Source organism: Pseudodonghicola flavimaris (assembly GCF_030164425.1).
Lineage (GTDB): Bacteria > Pseudomonadota > Alphaproteobacteria > Rhodobacterales > Rhodobacteraceae > Pseudodonghicola > Pseudodonghicola flavimaris.
Genome location: NZ_JASNJD010000006.1, coordinates 276,025 through 302,588 on the forward strand (window position 1 = coordinate 276,025; position 26,564 = coordinate 302,588).

20 protein-coding genes and 1 pseudogene are annotated in these 26,564 nt (G+C 67.7%); 14 read left to right on the forward strand and 7 right to left on the reverse strand.

The window, feature by feature from the left end; all coding sequences use genetic code 11:
- The first annotated feature begins 24 nt into the window (after positions 1-24).
- From QO033_RS10770 to QO033_RS10800, 7 genes are all read left to right on the forward strand, one after another.
- Positions 25-2,022 (forward strand): CocE/NonD family hydrolase, encoded by a 1,998-nt coding sequence (locus tag QO033_RS10770; RefSeq protein ID WP_284480968.1) that lies wholly within the window; start codon positions 25-27, stop codon positions 2,020-2,022.
- A 115-nt stretch (positions 2,023-2,137) separates the two neighbouring features.
- Entirely contained in the window at positions 2,138-3,718 is a 1,581-nt protein-coding gene (locus QO033_RS10775; RefSeq protein WP_284480969.1) for an ABC transporter substrate-binding protein, read from the forward strand.
- A 4-nt stretch (positions 3,719-3,722) separates the two neighbouring features.
- A complete protein-coding gene (locus QO033_RS10780) occupies positions 3,723-4,679 on the forward strand; it encodes an ABC transporter permease (RefSeq protein WP_284480970.1) in 957 nt (318 codons plus the stop codon).
- Positions 4,676-5,491, forward strand: coding sequence for an ABC transporter permease (locus QO033_RS10785; protein ID WP_284480971.1), 816 nt, complete (start codon positions 4,676-4,678; stop codon positions 5,489-5,491). The genes QO033_RS10780 and QO033_RS10785 overlap by 4 nt, the downstream gene beginning before the upstream one ends.
- The gene (locus tag QO033_RS10790; protein ID WP_284480972.1) at positions 5,491-7,128 is read left to right on the forward strand and encodes an ABC transporter ATP-binding protein; all 1,638 of its coding nucleotides are present in this window, start codon (positions 5,491-5,493) and stop codon (positions 7,126-7,128) included. Before QO033_RS10785 ends, QO033_RS10790 begins: the two co-directional genes overlap by 1 nt.
- Before the next feature lie 150 nt (positions 7,129-7,278).
- Positions 7,279-8,115 (forward strand): alkaline phosphatase family protein, encoded by an 837-nt coding sequence (locus tag QO033_RS10795; RefSeq protein WP_284480973.1) that lies wholly within the window; start codon positions 7,279-7,281, stop codon positions 8,113-8,115.
- 123 nt (positions 8,116-8,238) lie between these two features.
- Positions 8,239-9,528, forward strand: coding sequence for an NAD(P)/FAD-dependent oxidoreductase (locus tag QO033_RS10800; RefSeq protein ID WP_284480974.1), 1,290 nt, complete (start codon positions 8,239-8,241; stop codon positions 9,526-9,528).
- Between the two features lie 13 nt (positions 9,529-9,541).
- Here QO033_RS10800 and QO033_RS10805 read toward each other — a convergent pair whose 3' ends face one another.
- From QO033_RS10805 to QO033_RS10820, 4 genes are all read right to left on the reverse strand, one after another.
- On the reverse strand, positions 9,542-10,480 hold the full coding sequence (locus QO033_RS10805; protein WP_284480975.1) for an alpha/beta hydrolase: 939 nt from the start codon (positions 10,478-10,480) through the stop codon (positions 9,542-9,544).
- A complete protein-coding gene (locus tag QO033_RS10810) occupies positions 10,477-12,366 on the reverse strand; it encodes an acyl-CoA synthetase (RefSeq protein ID WP_284480976.1) in 1,890 nt (629 codons plus the stop codon). The genes QO033_RS10805 and QO033_RS10810 overlap by 4 nt, the downstream gene beginning before the upstream one ends.
- 212 nt (positions 12,367-12,578) lie before the next feature.
- Complete coding sequence (locus QO033_RS10815; RefSeq protein ID WP_284480977.1) at positions 12,579-14,387, reverse strand: ABC transporter transmembrane domain-containing protein; 1,809 nt, start codon at positions 14,385-14,387, stop codon at positions 12,579-12,581.
- A 225-nt stretch (positions 14,388-14,612) separates the two neighbouring features.
- A complete protein-coding gene (locus QO033_RS10820) occupies positions 14,613-15,989 on the reverse strand; it encodes an MATE family efflux transporter (RefSeq protein WP_284480978.1) in 1,377 nt (458 codons plus the stop codon).
- 283 nt (positions 15,990-16,272) lie between these two features.
- Here QO033_RS10820 and QO033_RS10825 point away from each other — a divergent pair, with 283 nt between their 5' ends.
- Together QO033_RS10825 and QO033_RS10830 are read left to right on the forward strand one after the other, a co-directional pair.
- On the forward strand, positions 16,273-18,096 hold the full coding sequence (locus tag QO033_RS10825) for a calcium-binding protein (protein WP_284480979.1): 1,824 nt from the start codon (positions 16,273-16,275) through the stop codon (positions 18,094-18,096).
- Between the two features lie 154 nt (positions 18,097-18,250).
- Positions 18,251-19,696 (forward strand): hypothetical protein, encoded by a 1,446-nt coding sequence (locus tag QO033_RS10830; protein ID WP_284480980.1) that lies wholly within the window; start codon positions 18,251-18,253, stop codon positions 19,694-19,696.
- A gap of 11 nt (positions 19,697-19,707) precedes the next feature.
- On the opposite strand, the gene QO033_RS10835 is transcribed toward QO033_RS10830, so the two are convergent.
- Complete coding sequence (locus QO033_RS10835) at positions 19,708-20,406, reverse strand: VIT1/CCC1 transporter family protein (RefSeq protein ID WP_284480981.1); 699 nt, start codon at positions 20,404-20,406, stop codon at positions 19,708-19,710.
- Between the two features lie 260 nt (positions 20,407-20,666).
- Between QO033_RS10835 and QO033_RS10840 the strand changes: the two genes are divergently transcribed.
- From QO033_RS10840 to QO033_RS10850, 3 genes are all read left to right on the forward strand, one after another.
- On the forward strand, positions 20,667-21,326 hold the full coding sequence (locus tag QO033_RS10840) for a response regulator transcription factor (protein ID WP_284480982.1): 660 nt from the start codon (positions 20,667-20,669) through the stop codon (positions 21,324-21,326).
- Entirely contained in the window at positions 21,323-22,690 is a 1,368-nt protein-coding gene (locus QO033_RS10845) for a sensor histidine kinase (RefSeq protein WP_284480983.1), read from the forward strand. The genes QO033_RS10840 and QO033_RS10845 overlap by 4 nt, the downstream gene beginning before the upstream one ends.
- A gap of 118 nt (positions 22,691-22,808) precedes the next feature.
- Positions 22,809-24,155: a ferredoxin reductase family protein gene (locus QO033_RS10850; protein WP_284480984.1), complete on the forward strand. Its 1,347-nt coding sequence runs from the start codon at positions 22,809-22,811 to the stop codon at positions 24,153-24,155.
- Between the two features lie 75 nt (positions 24,156-24,230).
- On the opposite strand, the gene QO033_RS10855 is transcribed toward QO033_RS10850, so the two are convergent.
- Complete coding sequence (locus tag QO033_RS10855; protein WP_284480985.1) at positions 24,231-24,725, reverse strand: MarR family winged helix-turn-helix transcriptional regulator; 495 nt, start codon at positions 24,723-24,725, stop codon at positions 24,231-24,233.
- Between the two features lie 79 nt (positions 24,726-24,804).
- Between QO033_RS10855 and QO033_RS10860 the strand changes: the two genes are divergently transcribed.
- Both QO033_RS10860 and QO033_RS10865 read left to right on the forward strand, forming a co-directional pair.
- Positions 24,805-25,689 (forward strand): EamA family transporter, encoded by an 885-nt coding sequence (locus QO033_RS10860; RefSeq protein WP_284480986.1) that lies wholly within the window; start codon positions 24,805-24,807, stop codon positions 25,687-25,689.
- Positions 25,689-26,333 carry an NAD(P)-dependent oxidoreductase gene (locus QO033_RS10865; RefSeq protein WP_284480987.1) on the forward strand — a complete coding sequence of 215 codons (645 nt, stop codon included), beginning with the start codon at positions 25,689-25,691 and terminating at the stop codon, positions 26,331-26,333. The genes QO033_RS10860 and QO033_RS10865 overlap by 1 nt, the downstream gene beginning before the upstream one ends.
- 88 nt (positions 26,334-26,421) lie before the next feature.
- On the opposite strand, the pseudogene QO033_RS10870 reads toward QO033_RS10865, so the two are convergent.
- Positions 26,422-26,564: pseudogene (locus QO033_RS10870) on the reverse strand (electron transfer flavoprotein subunit alpha/FixB family protein); the annotation flags it as partial.

The window sequence follows — 26,564 nt, forward strand, 5'->3', positions numbered from 1 at the left end:
CCGGGCCGCGCGACAAAGCGCCTCATGACAGTTCTGTCCAACGCCCTGCGCGAGATCGAAGAACTGCCCGACCTGGGCATTACCCTCTCTGACGGCTGCCGACTTTCGGCGCGGGTCTGGCGTCCGGTGGACGCAGGGTCCGACCCGGTTCCGGTCATCCTGGAGTACCTCCCCTATCGCAAGCGCGACGGCACCACCGCCCGCGATGCGCTGACCCATCCCTGGTTCGCCAAGCGCGGCTATGCCTGCGTCCGCGTCGACATGCGCGGCAATGGCGACAGCCAGGGTCTGATGGAGGACGAATATACCGCCCAGGAACAGGCCGACGCGATCGAGGTGATCAATTGGCTGGCGGCGCAGGACTGGTGCAACGGAAGCGTCGGCATGATGGGCATCAGCTGGGGCGGTTTCAATTCGCTGCAGGTGGCGGCGCTGGCGCCGGAAGCGCTGAAGGCGATCATTACGCTCTGTTCCACCGTCGACCGCTATGCCGATGACATTCATTACAAGGGCGGCTGCCTGCTGAACGAAAACCTCGGCTGGGGCGCGACCATGTGGTCCTACTCCAGCCGCGCCCCCGACCCCGCCCTGGTTGGCGAGGCCTGGCGGCAGATGTGGCTGGACCGGCTCGCGGCCGAGCCCTTCCTGCCGGCCACCTGGCTGCGCCACCAGCGGCGTGACGCCTACTGGCGCCATGGCTCAGTCTGCGAGGATTATTCAGCCATCAAGGCCAAGGTTCTGGCCGTCGGCGGTTGGGGCGACAGCTACAAGAACGCGGTGCCGCAACTGGTCGAGGCGCTGCCGGGCGCCAAGGGCATCGTCGGCCCCTGGGTCCACAAGTACCCCCATTTCGCGGTGCCCGAACCGCGCATCGGCTTCCTGCAGGAGGCGCTGCGCTGGTGGGACCGCTGGCTGAAGGGGATCGACACCGGCGTCGAGGCCGATCCCGATTACCGCGTCTACCTGATGGACGGGCTGAGACCGGCGGCCTGGTATGCCGAACGCCCCGGCCGCTGGATCGCCGAAAACCAGGGCGCCACCAGCCACCTGCCGACCCGGCCCCTGCATCTGACCGATCGGGGCCTGAGCGAGACCGCCGGCCCGCTGGCGGCAACGGTGCGCTCGCCACACGACTGCGGCATGGCCGCGGGGGAATATTGCGCCATCTGGCTGGGGCCGGAAATGCCCGGCGACCAGCGCGGCGACGATGCCCGCGCGCTCTGTTTCGACGGCGCCCCACTGGAGACCGAGACCGATATCGTCGGCGCCCCGGTGCTGCGGCTGAAGCTGAGCGCCGACAAGCCGGTGGCGCAGATCGCGGTCAGGCTCAATCACCTGCACCCCGACGGCGCCTCGGCGCGGATCACCTATGGCGTGCTGAACCTGACCCATCGCGACGGCCATGATCGGGTGGCGCCGCTGCAGCCCGGCCAGGTTTACGACATCACCGTGCCGCTTGATCACATCGCCTATCGGATGCCGGCGGGGCACAGCCTGCGCGTCGCCGTCTCCTCGGCCTACTGGCCGCTGATCTGGCCCTCGCCAGAGACCGCCGAACTGACGCTGACCGAAGGCCGGCTGGACCTGCCGGTGCGGGCCACCGCCGACGGCGACGAATGCAGCTTCCCGCCGCCGGATGCGGAAGAGCCCTGGCAGATTCGCACCCTGCGCGCGGATGCCCATGCCCGGCGGATCGAAACCGACCTGGTCAGCGGCACCGTCACCCTGGTGATCGAGGACGATTTCGGCAAGGTCGAGGATTGCGACCACGAATTGATCAACGGCTCTGTCGCGCGCGAGCGCTGGAGCATTCATCCCGACGATCCGCTGTCGGCGCGGGGCTGGTGCCACTGGACCGACGAACTGGAGCGGGGCGACTGGCGCCTGCGCACCGAAACCCGCTGTGAAATGTGGTCGGATGCGACCCACTTCCACCTGCGCGCCGAGATCGAAGGCTTCGACGGCGACACAAGAATTCACCACCAAGAGGTCGCGGACTGCATTCCGCGCGACGGACTCTGACCGGGTCCGGCCAATAATGGTTGCGAGCTAGGGGGAAATGCGCGACCCTTTGATTCACCGATCAATCAACTGCGCGTCAGACGCAGAGGACACTTTGCCTCAACGGGAGACCAACATGAACGACAAACTCAACTACTACGCGAGCCGCGTGATCGCCGGCATGATGTCGCGCCGCGAATTCATGGGCCGTGCCGCCGCGCTCGGCGTGACCGCGACCGCCGCCACCGGCCTGATGACCAGCAAGGCGCGCGCCGAGGGTCCCAAGCAAGGCGGCACCATCCGCGTCGGCCTGTCCGGCGGTGGTTCCACCGACAGTCTCGATCCGGCACTGGCAGCGAACCAGACTTCGGCCATCGTGCAGCGCATGTGGGGCGAACCGCTGGTCGACCTGTCCAACGACGGCCTGGAAATGCGGCTGGCGGAAAGCATCACCTCCAGCCCCGACGCCAAGACCTGGACCTTCAAGATCCGGGAAGGCGTCGAATTCTCCAACGGCAAGCCGCTGACCGCCGAAGACGTCATGGCGACGATGGAACGCCATTCCGGCGAGGAATCGAAATCCGGCGCCCTGGGTATCATGCGCGGCATCAAGAGCATGAAGACCGAAGGCATGAACTTCATCGTCGAGCTCGACCAGGCCAACGCCGACCTGCCCTATCTGATGGGCGATTATCACCTGGTGATCCAGCCGGATGGCGGCAAGGACGATCCCACCGCGGCGATCGGCACCGGCTCCTACATCCTCAAGGATCACGAAATGGGCGTCCGTTTCGTGTTCGAGAAGAACCCGAACCGCTGGGACAGCGGCCGCGGCTTCGCCGACACCGTTGAAATCATCGTGATCAACGACGACACCGCCCGCGTTGCGGCGCTGCAATCGGGTCAGGTGGACATGATCGGCCGGGTGCCGCCGCGCACCGCGTCTCTAGTCGCGCGCGCGCCCAACATCACGGTGAACAGCAAATCCGGCCCCGGCCATTACGTGTTCATCATGCATTGCGACACCGCGCCCTTCGACAACAACGATGTGCGCATGGCGCTGAAATACGGCATCAACCGCCAGGAAATGGTCGACAAGGTGCTGTTCGGCTATGGCTCGGTCGGCAACGATACCCCGATCAACGCCTCCTACCCGCTGTACACCGAATTCACGCAGCGCGAATACGATCCGGACAAGGCCGCCTTCCACTTCAAGAAATCCGGCTATGACGGCCCGATCCTGCTGCGCACCTCGGACAACTCCTTCCCCGGCGCGCCGGATGCCTCGGCGCTGTTCCAGCAGTCGCTGGCCCAGGCCGGCATCAAGCTGGAGATCAAGCGCGAGCCGAACGACGGCTACTGGTCCGAGGTCTGGAACGCCAAGCCGTTCTGTACCTCCTACTGGGGTGGACGTCCGGTGCAGGACCAGATGTTCTCCACCGCCTACCTGTCCACGGCGGACTGGAACGACACCCGGTTCAAGAACGAGAAGTTCGACCAGCTGCTGTTCGCCGCGCGCGGCGAGCTGGATGAAGCCAAGCGCAAGCAGATGTATGCCGACATGGGCATGATCCTGCGCGACGAAGGCGGGCTGATCCTGCCGATGTTCAACGACTTCATCGACGGGGTCAGCGACCGCGTGGCAGGCTACGCGGAAACCCCGGGCTACGAACTGATGGACTACCTCGCCCCCGTGAAGATGTGGGTGGTGGGCTGATCGGATGAGCCCAGCGATAAAACTCATAGCCCAGCGCATTGCGCTGGGCCTTCTGTTGCTGTTCCTCGTTTCCATCCTGATCTTCGTGGGAACGCTGATCCTGCCCGGCGATGTCGCGCAGTCGATCCTCGGACAGTCCGCCACGCCCGAGGCGCTCGCCAACCTGCGCCGAGACCTGGGGCTGAACGATCCTGCCTTCACCCGATACATCAACTGGCTGACCGGCATCTTCCACGGCGATCTCGGCACCGCGCTGACCAGTGGCCAGGACATTGCCACCGCGATCGGATCGCGCATGTCCAACACGCTGTTTCTCGCCTTCTGGGCAGCGGTGATCTCGGTGCCGCTGGCGATCCTGCTGGGTCTGACCGCAGTGCGCTACAAGGACCGCTGGCCGGACAAGCTGATCTCGGCGGTGACGCTGGCCTCGATCTCGGTCCCGGAATTCATGATCGGCTACATCATCATGTATTTCATCGGGGTGAAACTGCGCTGGTTCCCCTCGGTCGCGATGATCAACGATTCCATGTCGCTCGGCGAAAAGCTCTCGGCCGTGGCGATGCCGGTCATGGTGCTGACGCTGGTAGTGCTGGCGCATATGATGCGCATGACCCGCGCCGCGATCCTGAACGTGATGCAATCGCCCTATATCGAGACCGCTGAACTGAAGGGGCTGAACTCCTTTATGGTCATCTTCCGCCATGCCTTTCCGAACTCCGTCGCGCCGATCGTCAACGTCGTGATGCTGAACATGGCCTATCTGGTCGTCGGCGTCGTGGTGATCGAGGTGGTCTTCACCTATCCCGGCATGGGGCAATATCTGGTCGATCACGTGTCCAAGCGCGACGTGCCGGTGGTGCAGGCCTGCGGGCTGATCTTCGCCGCCGTCTATATCGTGCTCAACATGGTCGCCGATATCGTCTCGATCCTGTCCAATCCGCGTCTGAGGCATCCGAAATGATGAGGATACCATTCGCCGCCGCGGTCGGCCTGGTTCTTACCGCACTCTATTTTCTCGCAGCGCTCCTCGCTCCGCTCATCGCACCCTACGGCATGGCCGAGATCGTCGGTGGCGTCTGGGAGCCCTCCTCCGCCGCCCACTGGCTGGGCACCGACAACATCGGCCGCGATCTCCTGACCCGGCTGATCTACGGGGGCCGCACGACGATCTTCATCGCCACCGCCGCCACCGTGCTGAGCTTCACCACCGGGGCGATCCTGGGCTTTCTGGCTGCCGTGCTGGGCGGCTGGGCCGATCAGGTGATGTCCCGCGCCATCGATCTGCTGATGTCGATCCCGACGCTGATCTTTGCACTGGTGGTGCTGTCGGTGATGCCGGTCACCGTGCCGATGCTGATCCTGGTCATGGGGCTGCTGGACAGCACCCGCGTCTATCGCCTGGCCCGAGCCGTCGCCGTCGACATCAACGTGATGGATTACGTCGAGGCCGCCAAGCTGCGCGGCGAGGGCCGTGGCTGGATCATCTTCCGGGAAATCCTGCCCAACGCCCTGTCGCCGCTGATCGCCGAAATGGGGATGCGCTTCATCTTCATGGTGCTCTTCGTCTCCACCCTCTCCTTCCTCGGGCTCGGCGTGCAGCCGCCCGCCGCCGACTGGGGCGGCATCGTCAAGGAGAACAAGGATGGCATCGTCTATGGCATTCCCGCCGCCCTGCTGCCGGCCCTGGCCATCGCGACGTTGGCGATCTCGGTCAACCTGGTGGCGGACTGGGTGCTGAACCGCACCACATCGCTGAAAGGAGGGCGCGGCTGATGACGGATGCCTTGCTTGACGTACGCAATCTGAAGATCGGTGCCACCGCATATCCGCCCGGGGAACCGCCGCAGGAGATCGAGATCGTCCATGGCGTCTCCTTCACCCTGGAAAAGGGCCGGGTTCTGGGGCTGATCGGCGAATCCGGTGCCGGCAAATCCACCATCGGCCTCGCCGCGCTCGGCTATGGCCGGGGCGGTGTGAAGATCACCGGAGGCGAAGTCTGGATCAACGGCCGCGACATCCTCAAGGGCGGCATCCGGCGGCTGCGCGACCTGCGCGGCGCCGAGGTCACCTATGTGGCGCAATCGGCAGCGGCCGCCTTCAACCCGGCCAAGAAGCTGATGGAACAGGTCACCGAGGCGGCGATCCACCACAAGAAGTTCTCCAAAGCCGAGGCCGAGGCGCGCGCCGTCGCGCTCTTCGGCAAGTTGGGCCTGCCCGATCCGGAGACCTTCGGCCAGCGCTATCCGCACCAGGTCTCGGGCGGGCAGCTGCAACGGGCGATGACCGCGCTGGCGCTCTGTCCCGAACCCGATCTGGTGATCTTCGACGAGCCGACCACGGCGCTGGACGTCACCACCCAGATCGACGTTCTGGCGGCGATCAAGGAGGCGATCCACGATACCGGCGTCGCCGCGCTCTATATCACCCACGATCTGGCGGTGGTGGCGCAGGTTGCAGATGACATCATGGTGCTGCGCCACGGCAACAAGGTGGAATACGGCACCACCGATCAGATCATCAACGCACCACAGGAGCAGTACACCCGCGAGCTGGTCTCGGTCCGCTCGATCCAGCATGAGGAAAAACTGCCCTCCCCCGATCCGGTGCTGAAAGTCGACCGGGTCACCGCCCGCTATGCCGGCACCGGGTTCGACGTGCTGAAGGACATCTCGGTCGCGCTGCACCCGGGCCAGACCCTGGCAGTGGTGGGTGAGAGCGGCTCCGGCAAATCGACGCTGGCCCGCGCCATCACCGGGCTGCTGCCGCCGACGGACGGCAGCATCACCTTCGACGGCCGCACCCTGTCGCCGACGCTGGCCGGGCGCAGCCGCGAGGATCTGCGCGAACTGCAGATGATCTATCAGATGGCCGATGTGGCGATGAACCCGCGCCAGACGGTGGGCACCATCATCGGCCGGCCGCTGGAGTTCTACTTCGGCCTGAAGGGCCGGGAGAAGCGCGCCCGCATCCAGGAACTGCTGGATCAGATCGAACTGGGCGAAGGCTTCATCGACCGTTATCCGGCAGAGCTGTCCGGCGGACAAAAGCAGCGGGTCTGCATCGCCCGCGCCCTGGCCGCCAAGCCGAAGATGATCATCTGCGACGAGGTGACCTCGGCCCTCGATCCACTGGTGGCCGATGGCATCCTCAAGCTGCTGCTGGCGCTGCAGAAGCGTGAGGGGGTGGCTTATCTCTTCATCACCCACGATCTGGCGACGGTGCGCGCCATCGCCGATTCCATCGCCGTGATGTATCGCGGCAAGGTGGTGCGCTACGGATCGAAGACCGAGGTGCTGAGCCCGCCCTTCGACGATTATACCGACCTGTTGCTGAGCTCGGTGCCGGAGATGAAGCTGGGCTGGCTGGAAGAGGTCATCGCCCATCGCAAGATGGAAAGCGCCGGCAACTGATCCCCAAAGGCCGGGCCCCGGCGGGGCCCGGCGCAGGCAGGGGGCAGTCTGCCCCCTCTCGGCCCCGTTCCGGGGCCAATTCACCCCCGAGGATATTTCGGGCCAGAAAAAAGAGGCCGGCAGCGCCCGGCCGTCCAAGGTGAGAGAGCGATGAAGAGCAAGCTTTTGCTGATCATTCTGGATGGGGTGCCGTGGCGCAACTGGCGTCGGCTGTTCGGCAATCTGGAAGGCTGGGTCGACAGCGGCGAAGCGCGGGTGTGGAAGCTGCGATCGGTGCTGCCGTCGATTTCGGCCTCCTGCTATGCCTCGATCCACACCGGGGTGGCGCCGGCGGAACATGGCTGCACCGGCAACGGCAATGTGTTCCGGCTGAGCCATCCGGACGTGTTCTCTCAGGTGCGCCAGGCCGGCGGTGTCACCGGGGCGGTGGCGCATTCCTTCTGGTCGAGCTTCTTCAACCGCCACCCCTTCGATCTGGTGCGCGACATCGAATATGACGAACCGGAGAGCCAGACGATCAACCACGGCCGGTTTCACACCATGACCGGCTATGGGCTGATCAACCAGATGACGCCCTCGGACGTGGATCTGTTCGCCACGCTGACCAACCTCTGCCAGCGGTTCGGGCTGAATTACGGCATGCTGCACACCTGCACGCTCGACAGCATGGGGCACCGGTTCTTTCACGACTGCCAGGAGATGGATCACGCCTGCGCGATGATGGACGAGATGCTGGCGCCCTTCATCCATCAGTGGCGCGCCATGGGATATGAGATCATCGTCACCGCCGATCACGGCCAGGACGAGCGCGGCCATCACGGTGGCCGCAGCCCGTTGCAGCAGGAGGCGGCGCTCTATTACTTCGGCCCGGCAAAGGGACCGGAACCCGATCAGGTGATCGACCAGCTGCAGCTGGCCCCGACCATCCTGAGCCGTCTGGGCGCCCCGGTCGCGGCACCGATGACGGCAGCCCCCTTCCTGACCTGAGGTCGCTGCCCGGTTTCGCGGCGTTGCCTCAGCCCGGTCGGGCGGCGACGTCGGGCCGCGCTTGACCCCGGCGGGACATGGAGACTGAATGGCGGCGCAAGACCCCAGACGAAAGCCCCCGACATGATCCAGAACGAAGCCCCGGTGATCGCCAACAGTCTCTGGACGGCGACCGCCCATCCGGCGCCGCGCTCCACCCCGCTGACCGGCCCCGAAGAGGCCGATGTCGCCATTGTCGGCGGCGGGTTCACCGGCCTCTCCGCCGCGCTGCATCTGGCCGAGGCCGGGATCAGCGTGGTGCTGCTGGAAGCGGAGGAGCCGGGCTGGGGCGCCTCCGGACGCAATGGCGGCCAGGTCAATCCGGGGCTGAAGGACGCACCCGATGCGGTCGAAGCGCAATTCGGGGCGGAGGCCGGGCGCCGGATGATCCGGATGTCCGGGGGCGCCGGGCAGCTGGTGTTCGACCTGGTGCGCCGCCACGGCATCGAGTGCGATGCCCAGGAGGTCGGCTGGATCCGCGCCGCCCATACGCCGAAGAGCCGCGCCGAGTTCCATGATCTGGCGGATCAGTGGCAGCGCCGCGGCGCCGCGGTGGAGCCGCTCGGTGCGCAGGACGTGACCGATCTGATCGGCACCCCCGTCTATTGCGGCGGGCTGATCGACCGGCGCGGTGGCAACCTGCATCCGCTGAATTACGCGCTGGGGCTGGCGGCGGCGGCACGCCGGGCCGGCGCCAGGATCTACGGGCAGAGCCGCGCCACCGGGCTGGAAAGGGCCGGCGCCGGGTTCCGGCTCAGCACCGCCGGGGGCCAGGTGACGGCCCGGCGCGTGCTGCTGTGCACCAATGGCTATACCGACGGGCTGCGGCCGCCGCTGGCGCGCTCGGTGATCCCGGTGCGGTCGGTCCAGGTGGCCACCGCGCCGCTCGGGGATCTGGGCGAAACCATCCTGCCCGGCCGGCAGGCGCCCTCGGATTCGCGGCGGCTACTGCTCTATTTCCGGCGCGATGCGGCGGGGCGGTTTATCATGGGCGGGCGCGGCGCGTTTTCAGACGGCGGCACGGCCCGGCAGCTGGCGGCGCTGCGGCAGGTCTCGGAACAGATGTTCCCGCAGCTCAAAGGTGTCAGCTGGGACTATGCCTGGGGCGGTTTCGTGGCGGCCACCGCCGATCACTATCCGCATCTGCACCTGTTGGAAGACGGGCTGATGGCCGGGCTCGGCTACAACGGGCGCGGCGTCGCCATGGGGACGGCGATGGGCAAGGTGATGGCCGATTGGGTGCTGGGCACGCCGGTCAGCGCGCTGGATTTCCCGGTGACCCCGGTCAAACCGGTGCCGTTTCACGGCTTCCGCAAACTGGGGGTGACGGCGGCGATCGGCGGCTACCGGCTGCTGGACGCGCTCGGGCTTTGAGCCCGGCGCCGGCTCAGTCGTCGTAGGGCCAGAGTTTCTGGCCGAGCGCCTCGATCGCCACCTCGATACGCTCGAAACTGTCATGCGCGCGCGCCGACATGTGGCGGGCCCGCAGGTATCCGTGCACCAGCCCCTGCTCGTTGATCCAGTGCACCTTGACGCCGGCCGCGCGCAGATGGCCGGCATAGGTTTCGGCGTCGTCGCGCAGCGGATCACAATCGGCGCTGATGATCACGGTGGCTGGCAGGCCGGCGAAATCGCTGTCCTGCAGCGGCGCATAGGTCGGATCGCCCTCGGGCCGGGCCTGCCCCTCGGCCAGGCGGATGTTTTCGTAGAACTTCATCTCCGCCGTGCTGAGGAGCGGCGCATTGGCGTTGTCGCGATAGGACGGTGCGCTGCCGTCGCCGCCGAGCCCGGGATAGATCAGCACCAGCCCCAGAATACCCTTGAGCCGGCCACGGGCATGATGCGCCACGGCCGCCGCCAGGTTGCCGCCGGCGCTGTCCCCGGCCAGGACCAGCGGATCGCTGAACCGGCGGGAGGCCCAGCCGGTGGCGGTCCAGCAATCGTCGAAGGCGGCAGGGTGGCTGTGTTCCGGCGACAGCCGGTAATCCACCGACACCACGCGATAACCGGTGCGCGCGCAGATTTCGGCGCAGACATCGTCGTGGCTGTCGAGACCGCCGACGACGAAACCGCCGCCGTGGAAATACATCACCGTGCGGTCGGGGTCGCCGGCGGTATAGATCCGCACCGGCACGCCATCGGCCGAGACGTCCTCGGCCAGCACCCCTTCGGGATGCGGCTGATGGAACGCCCGGCACATGGCATCATAGACCCGGCGCTGTTCGGTGATGGAGCTGTCCACCGCGTCCTCGGGATAGCTTTCGGCCGTCTTGCCGATGAAGGCCCAGATTTCGTCGTCCAGCAGCGCGTTGTAGTCGCGGGTCATTCTTCCCATTCCCATGCGTTGGTGAAGTTCCCCAACACATGTGCCACATCTTCGTCGTCCGCGCCATTGCGGCGAAGCTGGGCAACCAGCCCCCGGGTTTTGTCGTCGACCACGCCTTCGACGCGGGCCTGGACATTGGCGGCCTCCAGGGCAGCGTTATAGACGCGGGTGATCGCCATCTTGCGCAGCTCCGGCTTGAACACCTTGCCGACGGCAGTTTTCGGCAGCTCGTCCAGGATGCCGACGAACTTCGGCCGGGCGGCGCGCTCGTGGACGTGGATCTTGCAATAATCCATCAGCGCCGCCTCGGTCACGGTGGCGCCCTCAACCAGTTCGACATAGGCGCAGGGCACCTCGCCGGAATAGGGGTCGGGCTGGCCGATCGCGCCGGCGAAGGCGACGTCCTCATGGCCCAGCAGCGCCTCTTCGATCTCGGCCGGGTCGATGTTGTGGCCGCCGCGGATGATCAGATCCTTGGCCCGGCCGGTGATCCAGACATAGCCGTCCGCGTCGATCCGCCCCAGATCGCCGGTGCGCAGATATTTTTCGTCGTAGTAGAGATCGACGTTCTTCTCCGCCTCCGTATAGGTGTTGCCGGCATAGACCCCGGGGGTGGAGACGCAGATTTCGCCAATCTCGTCGGTGGCGCAGTCCTTCGGCCCCTCAGGGGTGCCCTTGATGATCCGGACGTCGGAATAGGGGAAGGGAATGCCGATGGAGCCTATCTTCTTCTCGCCCTCGGGCGGGTTGCAGGACACCAGGCAGGTCGCCTCGGTCAGCCCGTAGCCTTCGACCACGTTGACGCCGGTGGTTTCCTCGAAGCGGCGGAACAGCTCCACCGGCAGCGGAGCTGAACCGGAGAAAGCGGTCTTAACCGTGCTGATATCGGCATCGACCGGCCGCTGCATCTTGGCCGAAATCGCCGTGGGCACGGTGATGATGAAGGTGATCTTCCAGCGTTCGATCAGCTTCCAGAAGTTGTCGAAGACACCGTCGCCGCGATAGCCTGCCGGTGTCGGGAACACCACATGCGCCCCCGAGGCCAGCGCCGCCATCACCACCACGTGGCAGGCGAAAACATGGAACAGCGGCAGCGGACACATCATGTTGTCCTCTTCGGTGAAGAGCAGCCGGTGCCCCACCCAGCCGTTGTAGATCGCGCCGGAATATTTGTGCTGCGCCACCTTCGGCATGCCCGTGGTGCCGCCGGTGTGGAAATAGAACGCCACCCGATCCTTGCCGCCATCGTCGAAGGTCAGCTTGTTCGGCTGCTTTCTCAGCTCGGCGGTGAAATCGAAGTAATCGGCGTGGGCGATCATCGCCTTGCCTTCGATCTTCGGCCGCATCAACGGCACCAGCCAGGATTTCGGCGGCGTAAGATAGCGGTTCAGGTCAACCTCAAGCACCGTGTTCACATGCGGCGCGTGGCGGACTGCCTCGGCCACCTTCTGCGCCACATCGGTCTTCGGGAAGGGCTTCAGCGTCACCACCACCTTGGCGTTGGTTTCGCGCAGGATGGCGGCGATCTGTTCCGGCTCAAGCAGCGGGTTGATCGGGTTGACGATTCCCGCGATGGCGCCGCCCAGGATGGTCAGCAGCGTTTCGTTGCAGTTCGGCAGCACGCAGGCGACCACATCGGTCTCGTGAATGCCGAGCGAGCGGAACAGGTTCGCCGCCTGGCAGGTCAGCCCCAGCAGTTCGGACCAGGTCAGGGTTTCCGCCTTGTCCTTCGGCCCGGACAGCAGCTGATAACTGATCGCCTTGCCCTGCGGGTATTTGTGGGCGGTCCCGGCAAGCATGTGATAGAGGGTTTTCGGCAGATCGCGCTCTTCCCACGGCATCTCGTTTTCGATTGCCAGCCGATCTTCCATTCCGGCAAAGCCCATTGTCACGTCCTCCCCTGACGGCCTGGTTCCGGGTAATCTAGTGCCGCCAATGATTGCGGACAAACGCCGGGCGGCGCAAGCCGCGCGGGCCGGAAAATCGCTGCCCCGCACATATGACGTCGCGCAATTTCCCAGCTAAAAGCGCCGAAATTTCCGGGTGTTGCGGGATTCTCGGAATGGAGTTTCGTCCATTCCGCCCGCCCCTGCCGCGACTATTCCGCCGCCAGCCCGTCGGTGAACTGCAGCCGCGCCAGCCGGGCATAGAGCCCGCCATCGGCGACCAGCTCTTCATGCGTGCCGGTGGCGACGATCCGGCCGGCCTCCATCACCACGATCCGGTCGGCCTTTTTCACCGTGGCGAGCCGGTGCGCGACGATCAGCGTGGTGCGGCTCTGGCTCAGCTCGTCGACGGCGGTCTGCACCGCGCGTTCGCTTTCCGCGTCCAGCGCGCTGGTCGCCTCGTCCAGAAGCAGCACCGGCGCATCGCGCAGAATGGCGCGGGCGATGGCGATCCGCTGTTTCTGCCCGCCCGACAGCATCACGCCGCGTTCGCCGACACCGCTGTCGTAGCCCTCGGGCAGCGCCGAGATGAACTCATGCGCCGCGGCGGCGCGGGCGGCGGCCTCGACCTCGGCATCGCTGGCGCCGGGACGGCCGAAGCGGATGTTCTCTCGCGCCGAGGTGGCGAAGATCACCGGATCCTGAGGCACCAGCGCGATGGCCCGGCGGAAATCGTCCCGCGCCATCGCATCCAGCGGCAGACCGTCCAGCAGCACCCGCCCCGCGGAGGGATCGTAGAACCGCAGCATCAGCTGGATGATGGTGGTCTTGCCGGCGCCCGAGGGGCCGACGAAGGCCACCGTCTCGCCCGGGCGGATCGCCAGGTTGATCCCGTCGAGTGCCGCCGTCTCCGGCCGCGCCGGATAGCGGAAGGACACCTCCTCGAAGACGATCTCGCCCCGCACCGGACGCGGCAGCGGCAGCGGTGCCGCCGGATCGGTCACCCGGTCCTCGGCATTCAGCAGCTCCACCAGCCGCTCGGTGGCGCCGGCGGCGCGCTGCAGCTCGCTCCAGATTTCCGAAAGCGCCGCAACCGCGCCGGCCACCAGCACCGAGTAGATGACGAACTGCACCAGCATGCCCTCGGTCATCGCGCCGGCGCGGACATCGCGGGCGCCGATCCACAGCACCCCGACGATGCCGGTAAAGACCAGGAAGATCACGATCACCGTCAGCAGCGCCCGTGTCTTGATCCGGCGCTGCGACACGTCATAGGAGGTTTCGGTCATCTCGGCGAAGCGGGCGCGGCTGGCGCCTTCGTTGGTGAAGGCCTGGACGGTCTGCACCGCCCCCAGCGCCTCTGCCGCATTACCGGAGGAGGCGGCGATCCAGTCCTGGTTCTCGCGGCTGACCTGACGCAGACGGCGGCCCAGCACCAGGATCGGCACCACCACCGCCGGCACGATCAGCAGCACCATGCCGGTCAGCTTGGCCGAGGTCAGCAGCATCAGCACCATGCCGCCCAGGAACAGCAGCGTGTTGCGCAGCGCGATGGAGATCGACGAGCCCAGCACCGACTGGATCAGCGTTGTGTCGGTGGTGATCCGGCTCAGCACCTCGCCAGTCATGATCTTTTCGTAGAACTGCGGGCTCATGCCGATCACCCGGTCGAAGACCGCCTTGCGCAGATCGGCCACCACCCGTTCGCCCAGCCGCGTCACCAGCGCATAGCGCAGCCCGGTGCCGACGGCGAGCAGCCCGGCGATCCCCAGCGCCGCCAGGAAATACTGATCGAGCAGCTGGGCCTGACCGTCGCGGAAGCTGTCGACCACCCGGCGCACCGCCAGCGGCAGGGTCAGCGACACCACCGAGGTGAAGATCAGCGCCAGGATGGCGGCAACGATCAGCCCCAGATAGGGCCGCATATAGGGCCAGAGCGCCCTGAGAATCCCGATCTGACGCGACCGCGCGCGGTCCTCCTCGGCTCCGGGCGCGGCAGGTTTGGCGGATCGGCGGGCCATGGCTCTGGCTCCTTCATTGGCATCGGATCGGGATCGGCGGCAGGCGGAAACGCCCGTTTCGTGGGCCTGTTTCATGGCGGCGCGCAGGCCTTGGGTCAAGCGGACAGTTGCCGATGCGGCGGGTCGAACCGGGTTCGGACCGGATTCAGGGGCGAAAACCCGCGCCTGACCGGCCCACGGCAGCCCTGCGGCAGGGGTGCGGGAGCCGCGCCCCTGCCCCGCCGCCTAGCCCCCGAGGCCCACGCCGCTGGCCCGGCGCCGCAGACCGGTCCAGAGAATCCCGGCGGCAAGGGCGATCACCGCCGCATCGGCGACCGGAAAGGCGTACCATATCGCCTGCGCCCCCCAGAGCGTGCCGAAGCCCACCACCAGCAGCGGGCCGAGTGCCAGCGGCTTGACCAGGGTCAAGAGCGCGGTCCGCCCCGGCCGTCCCGCCGCCTGGAAGTAGAGCGCCAGCACCAGAACCGGCCCGGCGAAGAGGTAGAGCGCCACCATCGGATGCAGCACCGTCACCACCCGCGCCGCCGTGGCCGCGTCGGGCACAAAGAGCGTCCCGACCCGCGCGCCTGCGGCCAGCAGCCCGGCCTCGACCAGCAGGCAATAGACAAAGGCCACGGCCAGAGCCAGCCGCAGCACCCGGTCGGAGCGGTCGAAGCGGCGCGCGCCGATGTTGTTACCGACGATGCTCTGGGTCGCCAGCGCGATCGCCATCAGCGGCAGGAAGGTGAAGCTGAAGATCCGCGTGACCAGACCATAGGCGGCGACGATTTCGGCATATCCCGCCCCGGCGGTCAGCCGCAGGGTGGCGATCACCGTCGCCGCCACCAGCGCGATGCCGAGAAAGCTGAGGCTGAGCGGCGCGCCGAGCCGCAGCATCGCTGCCCAGGTGCCCCCCCACGACCGCCGCCACAGCACCGCCAGCGGCAGCGCCCCGGCGTGCCGCCACCGCAGGAGCAGCAGCGCCCCGAGCCCGAGGGCCTGTGCCAGCGCCGTACCCCAGGCCGAGCCGGCCACCCCCAGACCCAGACCGACGATCAGCAGGGCCGTCAGGGCGATATTGGCCAGTGTCACCCCCAGCGACATCAGGGCCATCAGCCCCGCCCGCCCCTCGTTGCGCCCGGCATCGGCGTGCACCGCCAGCGCCAGTTGCACCGGCATGGCATAGATCATGATCGCGAGATAGCTCCGCGCCATGCCGGCGATCTCCGCGTCGCCCCCGGCCAACCCGCCGGTCAGCGTCTCGCCCCCGATCCAGAACAGCGCGATGCCCCCGGCCGCGAGCACGACCGCAAGCCCGTGGGCACCGGCGAAGACCGCGGCCGCCGCCGGTGCGTCACCGGCGCCGAGGTGACGCGCCAGCAGGCTGGACATGCCGCCGCCCACCAGCGTCGACAGCGCGATGGTGACCATCAGCACCGGGAAGACGATGCTCACCGCGGCGAGCGCGCGGGCGCCGACGAAATGGCCGAGAAAGGCGGCATCGATGACGGTCTGCAGCCCGCTCATGGTCATCACGACCATCATCGGCAGGACATTGGACCAGAACAGACGCCCCGGCGGGGCGGTCAGGAAACGGTTTTCGGATGCGCTTTGCGACGACATCACATGCTCCTCATCTGAGGCATTCCGGATCAAGGGGGGGGAGCCTGCGTTGCCCGCCTGCGAAATGCTTCGAAGGGGGAGAGATGCGATATCTTCGGGCTTCACCGTGACAGATGTCCGCAGGCGGCGGGTGCCCGATACCTGCGCCTCCCCTACCGGCGGCGCGGCGGTCCTGTCAAGTTCGCCGACCTGCTGCCGCGCACCGCTGTGGCGCGGATGCAAAATGGACGAATGTATGATATGATATCACTCATTCGCAGGCGACGGAAACGGGGGATCGGTCATGGACCGGGTCAAGATCACCGGCACGTCCGGGCAAGACATCTTTCAATCGACCTCCTTATACGAGGACTTCATCACCGGCGCGGGCAACGACTGGATCGTCGCGGGCACCCACGATACCGTCACCGCGGGGTCGGGCAAGGATGTCATCTCGTTCGTGGGGGAAGAGATCGTTGCCGACGGCGGACGCGGGGCCGACTGGTTCATCGTCAACAGCTACGGCAGCTCACGGGTTTCGGGCGGTCCGGGAGCCGATCTTTTCGATTTCACCAAGCTCCATGTGGAGGACACTGAGTCCTTCGTGATGAACCACACGATGGAGATTACGGATTTCTCCCTCCCCTCCGATCACATCCGGGTGCGGCGCGACGATATCGTCAGCTATACCCGCGCCGACACCGACGGCGACGGCGCCCGGGACGATGTGCTGATCACCATCGACCGGACCCTGGAGAAACAGGCCCTCCATATCCAGCATACGATCAAGCTGGAGAACATGAACTTCCGGCTGTTCCGCGGCGAGGCCGACGGCCTCTTCGTTGTCGACCTGGGCGAAACCCCGATCGATCCGGCCCGGATCACCGAGCGGAAGTTCGGAACCTCCGCAGATGACATCTTTTCCGGCCGCGGCGCATCGGATCATTTCTCCGGCCGCGCGGGCAATGACACGATCCGGCTGAAAGGCGGCGATGACGTCGGTCTCGGCGGGCCCGGCCAGGATACCATCACCGGGCGGGCGGGCGACGACCTGATCAAGGGCGATACCGGCCGCGACGTTCTGCGTGGCGGTGCCGGCAACGATCACCTGGACGGCGGCGCCCAGAACGACCGGCTCAGCGGCAACGGCGGCCGCGATGTCCTGCTCGGCGGCGATGGCGACGACCGGGCCGCGGGCGGCGCAGGTCAGGATATCCTCAACGGCGGCACCGGCTTCAACAGGCTGACGGGCGGGGGCAACGCCGATATCTTCGATCACGATGGCAGCGCCGGCAGCCTCGACTGGGTGATGGATTTCAATCCGCTGCAGGACAGCCTCGCCTTCTCAACCGCCTTCCGGCTGGATTTCTCGGCCGGCGACGGCGATTCCGACGGGACCTCCGACGATGTGATCATCACGGTCAGCGCCACCGGCAGCAGCAGCACCATCGTGCTGATCGATCTCGATCTGGAGGTGCTGAAGACCGACAGGCCCGACATCCTCGGCCCCGGCTTCGCGCCGGCACCGCTGATCGAGGTCTTCGGGCTCGACGACGGCCCCGGCCCGGGGCCGACGGAGATCTTCGGCACCCCCGGCGACGACCCCGACCTCAGGGGCACCCCCGGCGACGACAGGATCTTCGCCCTGGATGGCAATGACGTCGTCTTCGCCGGCGATGGCGACGATATCGTCGATGTCGGCCCCGGCGACGACGACGCCCATGGCGAGGGCGGCAACGACACGCTGATCGGCAAGCAGGGGTATTTCGACTGGCTGTTCGGCGAGGAGGGCGACGACATCCTGATCCTCTCGGCCGCCAACACCGGCACCGGCGGTCCGGGGGCCGACCGGTTCGAGGTGCCCGGAACCGCCTACGGTGCCTACAGCCCGGCGATCACCGATCTCTCCCTGGTCGAGGGCGATCTGGTGGTGGTCTCCGACGATGTGACCGAGGTGCAGCTACAGGACATCGGCTTTCCCGGCTACGTCCAGGCGGCGCTGACGCTGCAGGTGAGCGGCGTTCTCGGGCCGACCATCCTGCTCGAAGGGGCGGACGCCGATCTTCTGAGCAAGGATCTCTCGCTCTGGCTGCGCACCGACAGCGGCGCCGTCCCCGATCTGGTGTGACCCGGCGCCAGCCCGCCTCAGGCGCGTGCAGGGCACGGTCCCGCACCCACGCTCTGCACTGGCGCACGACAGATTTGCACCGTCGCCATTTCCTCCCGCCGCGAAAGCGGCTAGGTCTGCTCTGGCAGGGTGCGGCCGCGCACCCGAAGCCACGATGCAGATCATGACCCCCAGCGCCGCCCCCGGTTCATCCCTTTCCGCCGAAAGGCCCCCGTCGAAACTGTCGGTGGCCATCGGCGTCATGCTGGCGCTGATCGTAGCGCTGAACCTGCTGCACGGCTTCGGCGTCAACGCTGGCACCACGGTGCTGGCGGATCTACTCTCCGTCGTGGTTCTGCTGCTGTTCACGCCACAGGTCCACGGCTCGCGCCATGTCTTCCTGGCGATCTCCGCCCTGCTCACCCTCTATTGCCTGCTGATGCTGCCGGCCCCGGCCTCGGTGCTGAAACCCGCGCTCGACCAGGGCAGTTTCATCATCGCCTTCTACTGCGCCCTGGCCAGCCTTCAGCATGTGGCCGGACGCTCCGCCGCGATCAGCCGCGCCGCGGCCTTCCTCGCCAATCAGCCGCCCGGCCGGCGCTATCTCGCGCTCGGCTTCGGCACCCAGATCTTCGCGCTGATCCTCAATTACGGGGCGCTGTCGCTGCTTGGCACCATGGCCCGCCGCTCTGCCGAGCGGGAGACCGACCCGGCGGTACGAGCGCTGCGCGCGCGGCGCATGCTTCAGGGGGCGCAATGCGGTTTCGCGGCCTCGCTCTGCTGGTCGCCGCTGGCCTTCGCCACCGTCATCACCACCTCTCTCATCCCCGGCGCCGAGATCAACTCCGTCATCCTGCACGGGCTCGGTTCCGCCCTGATCATCGTGGTCATCGGCTGGCTGGTCGACCGCCGGCTCAAGAACAGCCTGCCCAAGGGGGCCGTCATCTCGCCGCCCGACCGGACCGCCGCCCGCGATACCCGCGCGCTGCGGCCGCTGCTGTGGCTGCTGATGAGCGTGTCGATCCCGGCCGGTCTCTTCGATCTCTTCGCCGGCGTCGTGCCCTCCCGCTCGGTGCTGGGGGTGGTGCCGCTGATCGCCGCGATCTGGGTGCTGATCGAATCCGACGCCGGCGCGCGGATGCAGGAGCTGGCGGCGCGCAGCCGGGCCTATCTCTTCGGCGACCTGCCGTCGTTTCAGGCAGAACTCGTACTGCTCAGCACCGCCGGCTTCATCGGCAAGGTCGCCGGGGCGCTGATGGCGCAGTGGATCGCCGGCGCCGGCGTCGATCTGGGCGCGGTGCCGGCGCGGCTGCTGCTGGTGCTGCCGCTCGTGCTGGTGCCGATGGCAGGGCAGCTGGGACTGAACCCGATCCTCTTCGTCTCGCTCTTCGCCCAGTTACTGCCGACACCGGATGCGCTCGGGATCTCGACGATCTCGCTGGTGCTGGCGCTGACCGGCGGCTGGGCGCTGACCGCCCCGACCTCCCCCTTCACCGCCTCGGTGATGATCATCTCCCGGCTCGGCGGGGTGCCCCCGCGCGAGGTCGCCTTCCGCTGGAACGGTATCTTCGTCGCCCTCTCCGCCGCTGGCCTGGCGCTCTGGGTCCAGATCCTGGCCTGAGCGCCCCGGCCCTAGGCGCTGACGCCGAAGACCGCGCCGACCGCCGCCGTCGCCGCCATCGCCAGCGCCCCCCAGAAGGTGACCCGCAACGCCCCGCGCCGTTTTCCGGCCCCGCCGGCAGAGGCGCCGAGGCTGCCCAGAACCGCCAGCGCCACGAGGGTCGCCACCACCACGAAAAGGCCGATCTGCGCCGGCGGCGCCAGCACCGCCACGATCAGCGGCACCACCGCCCCCATCGCGAAGGTCAGCGCCGAGACCAACGCCGCCTGGATCGGATTGGTCGCCACGGTATCGGTGATCCCCAGTTCGTCGCGGGCATGGGCGCCGAGCGCATCGCGGTCGGTCAGCTGCCGCGCGACCTGTTCGGCCAGATCGCGATCCAGCCCGCGCGCGACATAGATCATGGTCAGCTCTTCCAGCTCTTCTTCGGGCATCTCCTCCAGCTCGCGCCGCTCGCGCGCCAGATCGGCCTGTTCCGCATCGGCCTGGGAGCTGACGGAAACGTATTCCCCGGCCGCCATCGACATCGCCCCGGCCACTAGGCCGGCGAGCCCGGCCAGCAGCACCCCTCCCGGGCCGGTGCCGGCGGCGGCGACGCCGACCACCAGGCTCGAGGTCGACACGATCCCGTCGTTGGCCCCCAGCACGGCGGCGCGCAGCCAGCCGATGCGGTGGACCATATGATTTTCGGAGTGGCTGAGGCGGCTCATCGGCACGATCCTTCTGGCTGATTTCAATACATGCTCCGGCGCAAGGCTTCGCCGATCCGCGATCCCCCGGCAAGACCCCGTGACACGGGGCCGCGACCCGGGCAAAGGCTGCCCCGACGCCGCAGCGCCGCGGCGCCGGCCTGCCGCCGAGACCTGCCGGGCCAAGCTGACACGATACTGACGCGATGCCGCTCACACCGTAAGCTTCCCGTAAGGCTGAGGCGTCAGACAGGCCCCGCGACCAAGGAGACCCGACCCAGATGCGCATATTGCTGATCGAGGATGACACCGTTCTGGGGGCCGCCGTGCGCGACCAGATCGCCGGCGATCGCCAGTCCGTCGACTGGGTGACGCGGCTCGATACCGCTGCCGATGCGCTTTACGGCGCGAGCTACGATCTGGTGCTTCTCGATCTGATGCTGCCGGACGGCCGCGGCATCCCCTTTCTCAAGGCGCTGCGGGCGCGCGGCGACGTGACGCCGGTGATCATACTGACCGCGCTGGATCAGATCACCGACCGGATCGCCGGGCTGAACGCGGGCGCCGACGATTACATGATCAAACCCTTCGATCTGGCGGAGCTCTCCGCCCGGATCGGTTCGGTGGCGCGGCGCTATGCCGGCAACCCGAACCCGATCATCACCCATGGCCCGCTGGCCGTCGACCTGGCGGCGCGCAGCGTCCATCGCGACGGCAGGCCGGTGCAGCTGACGGCGCGCGAATGGGCGCTGTTCGAAACCTTCCTGCAACGGCCGGGCCAGCTGCTGTCCAAGGCCCAGCTGGAAGACAAGCTCTATACCTTCGGCTCCGAGGTCGAGAGCAACACCATCGAGGCGCATGTCAGCCGGCTGCGCAAGAAACTGGGCAGCGACGTGATCGAGACGGTGCGTGGCCTGGGATACCGGCTGGGGGCCGCATGACCGCCCCGCGCAGCCTTCAGGCCCGGCTGGCCATCGGAATCGGCCTGCTGCTGACGCTCCTGTGGCTGAGCGCCACCACCATCACCGCGCTGGTGCTGCGGCACCAGATGAACGAATTCTCCGACGCGGCCCTGCAGGAAACCGCGCAGCGGCTGCTGCCGCTGGCGCTGTCCGAGATCGCCGGGCGCGACGACGACAGCGTGACCCAGCGGCTCGGGGTGATCCGGGTGCATCACGAGCTCTTCACCTATATCCTGCGCGACGCGGAGGGGCGGGTTCTGCTGCAGTCGCATACCGCCGATCCTTCGGTGTTTCCCCGCTATGACGGCCCCGGTTTCCAGTGGACCGGCACCCACCGGCTGTTCAACGACGAAACGCTGGACGGGCAGATCCGCATCACCGTCGCCGAACCGCTGATCTATCGCCGGGCAATGGCCCGCAGGGTGCAGATCATGATGGGACTGCCGCTGTTGCTGGTCATCCCGGTGGCGCTGGCGGCCGTGGCGCTGGCGGTTCGCGCCAGCCTGGCGCCGCTGCGCCGGTTCCGCAGCGCCCTGGCCGCGCGCGGCGCCCGCGATCTGTCGCCGCTGCCCACCGGCGGCCTGCCGGCCGAGATCACGCCGCTGGCCGAGACGCTGAACGATCTGCTCACCCGGCTGAAGGCCGCCTTCGAGGCCGAGCGCAGCTTCGCCGCCAATGCCGCCCATGAGTTGAGAACCCCGTTGGCCGGTGCCATCGCCCAGGCGCAGCGCATCGATATCGAGACCGCGGATCCCGGCGCCCGCAAGCGCGCCGGCGAGATCGAGGCCACCCTGAAACGGCTGACCCGGGTGTCCGAACGGCTGATGCAGATGGCCCGGGCCGAAGGCGGCCGGCTGCGCGGCGATCACGCCGCGGATCTGCGGCCGGTGGTGCGGATGATCGTCCAGGACCTGAGCCGCCAGGCCGGCGGCAAGACGCTGGAACTGGAGCTGCCGGAGACGCCGGTCTGCTCCGATCTCGATCCCGACGCGCTCGGCATCGTCCTGCGCAACCTGACCGATAACGCGCTGCGCCACGGGCTGCCCGACACGCCGGTGCGGATCGGGCTCAGTCCCGCCGGGCGGCTGAGCGTCGCCAACGAGACCGCCACCGTCCCCGCCGATGTGCTGGACGGGCTGGCGCAAAGGTTCGAACGCGGCACCGCCCGCGCCGAGGGCAGCGGGCTGGGGCTGGCCATCGTGGCGACCATCGCCGACCGCACCGGCGGCGCGCTCCGGCTGTTCTCCCCCTCTCCGGGGCGCGGCAGCGGCTTCACCGCCGAAGTGGAGCTGCCGCTCGGGGGCGAGAGCCCCCCACCCGACACATCCCCGCCCGCGGCCTGAGGTCCGGGCAGACCGATCCCGGCCCCCGGCCGGACCCCGACACAGAAGACCAAATGCCGCCTTCTCGTGTGAAGCCACCGCCACACGAGCCCTGCGGGCAACGAGAAAGGAAACCACGATGACACAGCCCAACATACGATTGTTCTGGGGCTTCTGGGGGCTCCTCGGGGCGCTCTGGCTGCTGCTGAACCCCGATATCTTCTCAGCCGCCGACGTGTTTGCCCTGCGACAGTTCTTCATGCAGTGGACCGGGACCTTCTCCATCGCCGCGATGAGCGTGGCGATGATCCTGTCGCTGCGTCCGCGCTGGCCCGAGGGCCGGCTCGGCGGTCTGGACAAGATGTACCGGCTGCACAAATGGCTGGGGATCGGCGCGCTGGGGCTGTCGGTGTTCCACTGGCTGTGGTCCGAAGCGCCGAAATGGGCGGTGGGCGCCGGCCTGCTGGCGCGGCCGGAACGCGGCCCCCGGCCCGAGTTCACCGACCCGGTTCAGGCCTACCTCAATTCCCTGCGCGGCACCGCCGAGGGGCTGGGCGAATGGGCCTTCTACATCTCTGCCGCGCTGATGGTCGTCGCGCTGCTCAAGGTGATCCCCTATCGCTGGTTCCGCTACAGCCACCGTATCCTGCCGGTCGCCTATCTGGTGCTGGTCTTCCACACCGTCGTTCTGCTCGACTACGACATGTGGCTGACCCCGCTCGGCGTGGTGATGGCGCTGCTCATCATCCCCGGCAGCTATGCCGCCGTGGTCTCCGTTCTGGGCGGCATCGGCCGCACCCGCCGGGTCGCCGGCGAAATCACCGCGCTGCGCAGCTATCCCGGGGTCCGCTCGCTGGAAACCGAAATCAGGCTCGGCACCGGCTGGCCCGGGCACAAGGCCGGTCAGTTCGCCTTCGTCACCTCGAACCGGATCGAGGGGGCGCATCCCTATACCATCGCCTCTGCCTGGAACCCGACGGATCCGAAGATCGCCTTCGTCACCAAGGAGCTGGGCGATCACACCTCGACCCTCGCCGAAAAGCTGAAGACCGGCCAGAAGGTGACTGTCGAGGGCCCCTATGGCTGTTTCACCTTCGACGATGGGATGGCGCGGCAGATCTGGATCGGCGCCGGCATCGGCATCACCCCCTTCCTCGCCCGGCTGAAGGAAATGGCCGCTGCCGATCCCACCGCCCCGCGCCCGGAGATCGACCTGTTTCACTCGACCCGCGAGGTGGATGAAGCGGCCCTGGAACGGGTCGCTGCCGATGCCCGTGCCGCCAATGTCCGGCTGCACCTGCTGATCGATGCCCGCGATGGCCGGCTCGGCGGCGAACGCATCCGCGACGCCGTCCCGGACTGGCGCAGTGCCAGCCTGTGGTTCTGCGGCCCCAGCGGCTTCGGCAAGAGCCTGCGCCAGGACTTCGCCGCGCAGGGGCTGGATACCGAACACCACTTCCACCAGGAGCTGTTCGAAATGCGCTGAACCGCGCCCAGGATCCTCCAGAGGCGCCCCGTCCGGCACCTGCGGTCAGCTCAGGCCCGCGGGCGGCGGGGCGCCTCAGCCCTCCTCGCCCTCGAAGGTGGCGAGCCAGACCCGAAGCCCGTCGTCCAGCTGCTGCCGCAGCGGCGCCGGCACCGCCTCCATCAGCCGATGCTGATTGGCGACATGCTCCGCCACGACACTGTCGATCAACGCGAAGCCCTTCTCCGTCAGCGCCACGACCGAGCCGCGCCCGTCCTCGGGATTGGGCCGCCGTTCGATCAGCCCGCCCGCTTCCAGACGGTCCAGACGGTTGGTCATGGTGCCGGAGGCCACCATGGTCCAGGAAATCAGCGCCGAGGGGGTCAGCGCATAGGGCGCCCCCGACCGGCGCAGTGTCGCCAGAACGTCAAAGCTCGCCGCGGTCAGATCATGCGCCTGATAGACCCGCGAGAGTTCGCGCGACAGATGATCGAACAGCCGTTTCAGCCGGCCGAAGGTCCCCATCGGGGTGACGTCGAGGTCCGGACGCTCCCGGCGCCATTGGGCAAGAATGCGGTCAACCTGATCCATGCCCGACGGCTAGCCCGATTTTACCTTGACGTCAAGATATCTTGCGAATATCTCGACGTCGAGATAAATGGAGTATCCGATGTCCCGCCTGTCAGACGCCCTGCTTGCCGCCTCCGCCCCCGCGGTCTGGGGCAGCACCTATATCGTTACCTCTGAACTGCTGCCGCCCGGCTATCCGCTGACCGATGCCGCCCTGCGCGCCCTGCCCGCCGGGCTGCTTCTGATGGCGCTGACCCGGCGACTGCCGCCACCGCGCTGGCTCGGGCGGCTGGCGATCCTCGGGGCGCTGAATTTCGCGATCTTCTGGGCCGCGCTCTTCGTTGCCGCCTACCGGCTTCCCGGCGGGCTGGCGGCAACGCTGGGGGCAGTGCAACCGTTGATCGTGCTGTTGCTGGCCCGGGTCGTGCTGGACAGCCCGCTGACGCCGCGCGGCATCGGGGCCGCCCTCGCCGGCATCTTCGGCGTTGCCCTGCTGGTCCTCGGTCCGGGGGCCGCGCTCGACACCATCGGGGTGACGGCTGCCTTTCTCGGCGCGGTCTCGATGGCCGCCGGTGTCGTGCTCACCCGCAAATGGCGCCCGGATGTGCCGGCGCTGACCTTCACCGCCTGGCAGCTGACCGCCGGCGGGCTGTTGCTGGTGCCCTTCGCCCTCGCCCTGGAACCGCCCCTGCCGGCCCCCAGCGGCGCGAATATCGCGGGCTTTCTCTGGCTCGGGCTGGTGGGCGCGGCGCTCAGCTACTTCTTCTGGTTCCGCGGTATCGACCGGCTCGGCCCGGCCGCCGTCACCGGCTTCGGCTTTCTCAGCCCGCTGACCGCGGTGTTGCTGGGATGGGCGATCCTCGGAGAGGCCCTCACCCCGTCACAGCTCCTGGGCGCCGCCATCGTGCTGGGTTGCGTCTGGATCGGCGGCCGGCCCGGCCGCTCGCCGTGTCCCAACCCTCACCGCATCCAAGGAACACGATGATGAACCTCCTGATTCTCGGCGCCACCGGCGCGGTCGGCAGTGCCTATGTCGAAGAAGCCCTGATGCGCGGCCACCGGGTCACTGCCGCGTCCCGCACCCCGGCGTCGGCGGTGCGGCCCCACGCGCGGCTGACACAGCAGCGCCTCGACGTGCTGCGGACCGGCGCGGAGCTGGTGGAGGCGATGCAAACGCATGATGTGACCCTCTCCGCCCTGCGGCCCGTCGCGGGCAACGAAGCCGCGCTGGTGCCGATGACGCGCGCGGTGTTGAGCGCCGCGCAGACCACCGCAACCCGCCTCTATGTCACCGGCGGCGCCGCGCCCCTGTTTCTGACCGGCGGTCGGGGCGACACGGTGCTGACGGCCCCGGGCTTCCTGCCGCCCGATATCCGCCCGATCGCCGAGGCCTGCGGCGCCCAGGACGCGCTTCTTGAGACCTTCCCGGACACCGACTGGATCTGCCTGCGCCCCGCCGCGCTGCTGCTGGAGGCCCCCCGTACCGGCCGCTATGCCCTCGGGCGCGACACGCTGGTCACCCAGGATGACGGCGTATCGCGGATTTCCATCGCCGATTTCGCCACCGCGATGCTGGATCTGGTCGAGCTCGCCCCCGCCCCGCGCCAGAAGCTGACCGTCGGCTGGTAGCTGCCGTCGCACGGGGCGGCGGGAGCGGCGAGGCGTTGACCCGACCGGCGGCGCGATCGCGGGGCCGGTGGCCGGCCCCGCGGCGCGTTCAGAGTTTATCGGTGAGTTCCGGGACGGCCTGGAAGAGGTCTGCGACGAGGCCGAAGTCTGCGACCTGGAAGATCGGGGCTTCTTCGTCCTTGTTGATGGCGACGATGACCTTGGAGTCCTTCATGCCGGCGAGGTGCTGGA

What these genes read in the sequence shown, in the direction of transcription:
- QO033_RS10770 (WP_284480968.1), top strand. Translation starts at nt 25, where the DNA reads ATGACAGTTCTGTCCAACGCCCTGCGCGAGATCGAAGAACTGCCCGAC.
- QO033_RS10775 (WP_284480969.1), top strand. Translation starts at nt 2,138, where the DNA reads ATGAACGACAAACTCAACTACTACGCGAGCCGCGTGATCGCCGGCATG.
- QO033_RS10780 (WP_284480970.1), top strand. Translation starts at nt 3,723, where the DNA reads ATGAGCCCAGCGATAAAACTCATAGCCCAGCGCATTGCGCTGGGCCTT.
- QO033_RS10785 (WP_284480971.1), top strand. Translation starts at nt 4,676, where the DNA reads ATGATGAGGATACCATTCGCCGCCGCGGTCGGCCTGGTTCTTACCGCA.
- QO033_RS10790 (WP_284480972.1), top strand. Translation starts at nt 5,491, where the DNA reads ATGACGGATGCCTTGCTTGACGTACGCAATCTGAAGATCGGTGCCACC.
- QO033_RS10795 (WP_284480973.1), top strand. Translation starts at nt 7,279, where the DNA reads ATGAAGAGCAAGCTTTTGCTGATCATTCTGGATGGGGTGCCGTGGCGC.
- QO033_RS10800 (WP_284480974.1), top strand. Translation starts at nt 8,239, where the DNA reads ATGATCCAGAACGAAGCCCCGGTGATCGCCAACAGTCTCTGGACGGCG.
- QO033_RS10805 (WP_284480975.1), bottom strand. Translation starts at nt 10,480, where the DNA reads ATGACCCGCGACTACAACGCGCTGCTGGACGACGAAATCTGGGCCTTC.
- QO033_RS10810 (WP_284480976.1), bottom strand. Translation starts at nt 12,366, where the DNA reads ATGGGCTTTGCCGGAATGGAAGATCGGCTGGCAATCGAAAACGAGATG.
- QO033_RS10815 (WP_284480977.1), bottom strand. Translation starts at nt 14,387, where the DNA reads ATGGCCCGCCGATCCGCCAAACCTGCCGCGCCCGGAGCCGAGGAGGAC.
- QO033_RS10820 (WP_284480978.1), bottom strand. Translation starts at nt 15,989, where the DNA reads ATGTCGTCGCAAAGCGCATCCGAAAACCGTTTCCTGACCGCCCCGCCG.
- QO033_RS10825 (WP_284480979.1), top strand. Translation starts at nt 16,273, where the DNA reads ATGGACCGGGTCAAGATCACCGGCACGTCCGGGCAAGACATCTTTCAA.
- QO033_RS10830 (WP_284480980.1), top strand. Translation starts at nt 18,251, where the DNA reads ATGCAGATCATGACCCCCAGCGCCGCCCCCGGTTCATCCCTTTCCGCC.
- QO033_RS10835 (WP_284480981.1), bottom strand. Translation starts at nt 20,406, where the DNA reads ATGAGCCGCCTCAGCCACTCCGAAAATCATATGGTCCACCGCATCGGC.
- QO033_RS10840 (WP_284480982.1), top strand. Translation starts at nt 20,667, where the DNA reads ATGCGCATATTGCTGATCGAGGATGACACCGTTCTGGGGGCCGCCGTG.
- QO033_RS10845 (WP_284480983.1), top strand. Translation starts at nt 21,323, where the DNA reads ATGACCGCCCCGCGCAGCCTTCAGGCCCGGCTGGCCATCGGAATCGGC.
- QO033_RS10850 (WP_284480984.1), top strand. Translation starts at nt 22,809, where the DNA reads ATGACACAGCCCAACATACGATTGTTCTGGGGCTTCTGGGGGCTCCTC.
- QO033_RS10855 (WP_284480985.1), bottom strand. Translation starts at nt 24,725, where the DNA reads ATGGATCAGGTTGACCGCATTCTTGCCCAATGGCGCCGGGAGCGTCCG.
- QO033_RS10860 (WP_284480986.1), top strand. Translation starts at nt 24,805, where the DNA reads ATGTCCCGCCTGTCAGACGCCCTGCTTGCCGCCTCCGCCCCCGCGGTC.
- QO033_RS10865 (WP_284480987.1), top strand. Translation starts at nt 25,689, where the DNA reads ATGAACCTCCTGATTCTCGGCGCCACCGGCGCGGTCGGCAGTGCCTAT.